The sequence below is a fragment of the Aminobacter sp. P4_H6_2 genome (genome assembly GCF_056400805.1).
Map to the genome: position 1 here is coordinate 1 of NZ_JBFUKO010000479.1, position 4,227 is coordinate 4,227.

4 protein-coding genes and 1 pseudogene are annotated in these 4,227 nt (G+C 62.6%); 2 read left to right on the forward strand and 3 right to left on the reverse strand.

Annotation, left to right across the window (positions count from 1 at the left end; all coding sequences use genetic code 11):
- Nucleotides 1–88: pseudogene (locus AC1DUU_RS24715) on the forward strand (flavin reductase family protein); the annotation flags it as partial.
- Here AC1DUU_RS24715 and AC1DUU_RS24720 read toward each other — a convergent pair.
- Together AC1DUU_RS24720 and AC1DUU_RS24725 are read right to left on the reverse strand one after the other, a co-directional pair.
- The gene (locus AC1DUU_RS24720; RefSeq protein WP_476786016.1) at nucleotides 85–960 is read right to left on the reverse strand and encodes an HpcH/HpaI aldolase/citrate lyase family protein; all 876 of its coding nucleotides are present in this window, start codon (nucleotides 958–960) and stop codon (nucleotides 85–87) included. The pseudogene AC1DUU_RS24715 and the gene AC1DUU_RS24720 overlap by 4 nt on opposite strands.
- A 4-nt stretch (nucleotides 961–964) precedes the next feature.
- On the reverse strand, nucleotides 965–1,417 hold the full coding sequence (locus AC1DUU_RS24725) for a MaoC family dehydratase (protein WP_476786017.1): 453 nt from the start codon (nucleotides 1,415–1,417) through the stop codon (nucleotides 965–967).
- Between the two features lie 155 nt (nucleotides 1,418–1,572).
- On the opposite strand from AC1DUU_RS24725, the gene AC1DUU_RS24730 reads away from it, so the two are divergent.
- Nucleotides 1,573–2,694, forward strand: a complete 1,122-nt coding sequence (locus tag AC1DUU_RS24730; protein WP_476786018.1) for a DUF2336 domain-containing protein — start codon at nucleotides 1,573–1,575, stop codon at nucleotides 2,692–2,694.
- 14 nt (nucleotides 2,695–2,708) lie between these two features.
- Here AC1DUU_RS24730 and AC1DUU_RS24735 read toward each other — a convergent pair.
- On the reverse strand, nucleotides 2,709–4,227 hold a 1,519-nt coding region (locus AC1DUU_RS24735), incomplete at its 5' end, for a DNA topoisomerase IV subunit B (RefSeq protein ID WP_476786019.1).

Genomic DNA, 4,227 nt, shown 5'->3' on the forward strand with positions numbered 1-4,227 from the left:
GGCCGGCAACGTCGCCCGGCTGGGTTACATGGACTATTCGACCGTCGACGCGGTGTTTTCCATGCGTCGTCCGCGCTGGGAAGACTAGATACCCGCTGCTATTGCGCGTGCCAAAAGACGCTCGGCGCGGCGCAAATGCGGGCGGTCATACATCTGTCCATCGATGCCGACGACGCCCGGATTACCGGCCGCCCGAAAAGCCGCGACAACCGCGTTTGCGTGTTCGATGGCTTCAAGTGACGGCGTGAAGGCTTCGTTGATGACGGCGACCTGAGCAGGATGGATTGCCATCTTGGCGGTAAAACCGTCGCGCTCGGCGTCCAGGCATTCGACACGCAGGCCTTCGGCATCTCGGAAATTTACAAAGACGGTGTCGATCGCGGCGACATCGGCCGCTGCCGCACCCAGCACAGTCATTGCCCGCGCCAGTCTGAATACATCGGTGTAGCGGCCATCGCTGTCGCGCGTGGCGCGCGCCCCGATGGCGGCTGAAAGATCTTCTGCGCCCCAGGTCAGTCCAGCCACTCGGGCGCTTGCCCCGGCATAGCTTCCGGTTGCAAGTACGCCGCCGGCCGTTTCGGTGATTATCGGAATGATGCGGATCGCACCGTCCGGCAGGCCGTTTTCGGCCTCGTGTACACGCAGCTTGGTGGAAAGGTGCTGGACATCAGCACCCGAGTTCGACTTGGGCAGCATGATGCCGTCAGGCGCGATCGGCACAATCGCCCTGAGGTCATCGTCGGTCAGCCCAGTCGAAAGGTCGTTGACGCGGACATAGATCGCAGAGCGCGTTTCGCTGCGGCGGCTGGCGATGAAACCCGCAGCGACGCCGCGCGCATGCGCCTTGTTGTCGGATGAAACCGAATCCTCGAGGTCGACGATGACCACGTCGGCGCCGGACGAAAGCCCACGCTCAAGCTTCTTTTCCGAATCGCCAGGAACAAACAACAGGGAGCGCATCGCTTCAGGCGGCCTTCTTTTTCATCATGGCCTGGCGCTGGCATTTGGCGACCAGCGCACCATCCTGATTATAGGCGCGATGCAGGAATTCGACGATGCCGCGGTMGGCTTTCGATTTCGAGTCGCGTACGGACAGGATCTCGGTTTCGACGCGGATGGTGTCGCCATGAAAGACCGGATGCGGGAAGGTGGTTTCGGTCATGCCGAGATTGCCGATGGTCGTGCCGAGCGTTGTGTCGTGCACCGAAATGCCGATCATCAGGCCGAGCGTGAACAGCGAATTGACCAGCGGCTTGCCCCACTCGCTCTTGGCGGCGAAGTCGAAATCTATGTGCAGCGGCTGGGCATTCAGCGTCATTGTCGAGAACATCATGTTGTCGCTCTCGGTGACGGTCTTGGTGAGTTGATGCCGGATCACCTGACCAACCACGAATTGTTCGAGATACAGTCCGGCCATCGGCATTTCCTCCTGTTGTCAGGGCTTGATAGGCGCTGCCACAGCAAGCGGCAAGCGGCAAGCGGGTTAACGGATATGGTGAACCGTTCGTAAACCTTTTCTTCCTAGGGTCGATTCTGGGGATTGGCATGGGTTGCCGGGGGCGAAAAAAGCGAATGGTTGTCTCGCATTTTCTGCGATGGATCGACACGGCCAAGGTCAGCGAGCGCGCAGCTGCCGCGGCGGCCCTGGCGAGCGCCTATGTCAACCGCGAGATGCCTTTCGAAGACCGCTGTGCTGCTGAAGCTGCGCTAACGTTGCTGCTTGACGATCCGTCATCCAAGGTGCGCCAGGCGCTGGCTGAGGCGCTGTCGATGAGCATGCACGCGCCGCTTCAGATCATATCGGCGCTTGCCTCGGATCAGCCAGACGTCGCGGCCATGGTCATTGCGCGTTCGCCCTTGCTGACCGATGCCGATCTGATCGACCGGGTGGCTTCAGGCTCAAGCTCTATCCAAAAACTTGTCGCCGACCGGGCAATTGTATCTATGTCGCTTGCAGCGGCCATCGCCGAAGTCGGCGAGGCTGACGCTTGTGTCGTCCTGCTGCAAAACTATGGCGCCAACATCGCCTCGCTGAGCTTCCGGCGGATGGCAGAGCGTTTTGGTCATGACGCGCGGGTGCGCGAGGCCTTGGTTGCCGATCCGCGCCTGCCATCGGATTGCCGGCACCTGCTTCTGGTCAAGCTCGGCGAAGCCTTGAGGGCCTCGCCCTTCGTCATGGCCTTGATGGGCGCTGCGCGCGCCGAAAAAGTGACACGCGACGCCTGCGTCAAGGCTTCGCTGACACTCATCGAAGGCACCCGTACCGATGAGCACATGGCGCTGGTCGAACATCTGCGTTTGCGCGGTGACCTGACCGCGAGCTTCATCATTCGCATCCTCGCCCATGGGAAGGTCGACTTTTTCGGCGCCGCCCTGGTCGTTCTGACGGGCCGCGACGAGCCACGGGTGAGGGCGCTGCTGTCAGCAGGGCAGGACGTCGCGCTGGGCGCACTTTTCCGCTCCGCTGGCCTGGCCGACGCGACACATGCGATCATCCTGCGGGCTCTGAAGGTCTGGCGCGAGGTCGCCAACGGCCGCCGCATTGCCGGCGCCCAGGAAGTCAGCTGGCTGATGCTCAAGGAATTGGGCGGCCAGTCGGCTCAAGGCGAACTGGCCGGATTGGTGAAATCGATCCATCTCGAGGCGCTGCGCGAAAACGCGCGTGGCCATGCGCTGGCAATAGCGGCTGCCTGAGCAGCCGCCGGCACTCAGATATCCAGCACTTCTGTCTGCGCGAATTCGGCGCGGTCCTGGATGAAGCGGAAGCGGGCTTCCGGCTTGGTGCCCATCAGCGCATCGACCGCCGACTTGGTGACGTCTTCTGTATCAAGCACGTCGACCCGCAGCAGCGTGCGCTTCTTGGGGTCCATCGTCGTTTCCTTGAGCTGGCTCGCCATCATCTCGCCAAGGCCCTTGAAGCGGCCGATCTCGACCTTGCCACGCCCGTTGAACTCGGTGCGCAAAAGCTCTTCCTTGTGGGCGTCGTCGCGGGCGTAGCCGACCTTGCCACCCTGGCGCAGGCTGTAGAGCGGCGGCACGGCCATGTAGAGGTGGCCGTCGCGGATCAGCTGCGGCATCTCCTGGTAGAAGAAGGTGATCAACAGCGAAGCGATGTGGGCACCGTCGACGTCGGCGTCGGTCATGATGATGACGCGGTCGTAGCGAAGGTCTTCGTCGCGGTATTTCGAGCGTGTGCCGCAGCCCAGTGCCTGGATCAGGTCGGCGATCTGCTGGTTGGCGGTGAGCTTGTCGTGGCCAGCACTGGCGACGTTGAGGATCTTGCCGCGCAACGGCAGGATCGCCTGCATCTTGCGGTCGCGCGCCTGCTTGGCTGAGCCACCTGCCGAATCGCCCTCGACGATGAACAACTCGGCGCCGGCGGCGGCATTCTGCGTGCAGTCGGCGAGCTTGCCGGGCAGGCGCAGCTTGCGCACGGCGCTCTTGCGCGAAACTTCCTTCTCCTGGCGTCGGCGCACGCGTTCGTCGGCCCGCGCGATTACCCAGTCGAGCAGCTTGGAAGCTTCCTGCGGATTGTCRGCAAGCCAATGATCGAATGGATCGCGGATCGCGGTCTCGACCAACCGCATGGCTTCGACAGTCGCGAGCTTGTCCTTGGTCTGGCCGACGAATTCCGGCTCGCGGATGAACACCGACAGCATGCCAGCCGCCGAGATCATCACGTCTTCGCTGGTCATGATCGAGGCGCGCTTGTTGCCGACGAGGTCGGCATAGGCGCGCAGACCACGCGTCAGCACGTTGCGGAAACCCATTTCGTGGGTGCCGCCGTCGCCGGTCGGGATGGTGTTGCAGTAGGAGTTGATAAAGCCGTCGCCGCCATACCAGGTGACGGCCCATTCCATCGCGCCGTGGCCGCCCTGCTTCTCGGTCTTGCCCGAGAATATCTCTCGGGTAACCTGCATCTCGTCGCCGAGCGAGGCCTTGAGATAGTCGCCGAGACCGCCGGGGAAGTGGAACACCGCCTTGGCCGGCGTCTCGTCCTTTTCGTTGAGCAGTGCGGGATCGCAGCTCCAGCGGATTTCGACGCCGCCGAATAGATAGGCCTTGGAGCGGGCCATCTTGTAGACGCGGGCCGGTTCGAAATGCGCACCCTTGAAAATATCAGGATCCGGGTGAAACCGAACCTTTGTGCCGCGCCGATTGTGCACGTCGCCGAGGTTCTCCAACCCGCCTTGCGGCACGCCGCGCGAGAAGCGCTGGCGATAGAGC

Excerpts from the sequence above, each read along its gene's own strand:
- AC1DUU_RS24720 (WP_476786016.1), bottom strand. The coding sequence starts at position 960 with ATGCGCTCCCTGTTGTTTGTTCCTGGCGATTCGGAAAAGAAGCTTGAG.
- AC1DUU_RS24730 (WP_476786018.1), top strand. The coding sequence starts at position 1,573 with ATGGTTGTCTCGCATTTTCTGCGATGGATCGACACGGCCAAGGTCAGC.